1 protein-coding gene is annotated in these 280 nt (G+C 52.9%); it reads right to left on the bottom strand.

Annotation, left to right across the window (positions count from 1 at the left end; translation table 11 throughout):
* Nucleotides 1-280: NAD(P)-dependent oxidoreductase (locus tag L0U88_RS20810; protein ID WP_234868802.1), on the bottom strand; the 280-nt coding region annotated here is incomplete at both ends.

Here is a 280-nt window from a genome sequence, read left to right as displayed (position 1 = left end):
TTCAATGTTCACCACAGTCCCGCGGGAAGCGTTGATTAATATGCTGCCTGGGCGCATACAAGATAGCTGTTCTTTGCCGATTAGCTCCTTGGTCTGCGGTGTTTCAGGCACATGCAGACTGACCACATCGGCCAGGGAAAGCAGCTGTTCCATTGAGTGCACCTGCTGAGCGTTTCCCAGCGGCAGTTTGTCTTCAATATCGTAGAACATGACGCGCATGCCCAAGGTCTCGGCAAGGATCCCGAGCTGAGTACCTATATGACCATACCCGATAACCCCT

The sequence above is a fragment of the Flavihumibacter fluminis genome (assembly GCF_021491375.1).
GTDB lineage: Bacteria > Bacteroidota > Bacteroidia > Chitinophagales > Chitinophagaceae > Flavihumibacter > Flavihumibacter fluminis.
Note: the sequence above shows the minus strand (reverse complement) of the source record. Positions and strands in the feature narration are given on the sequence as shown.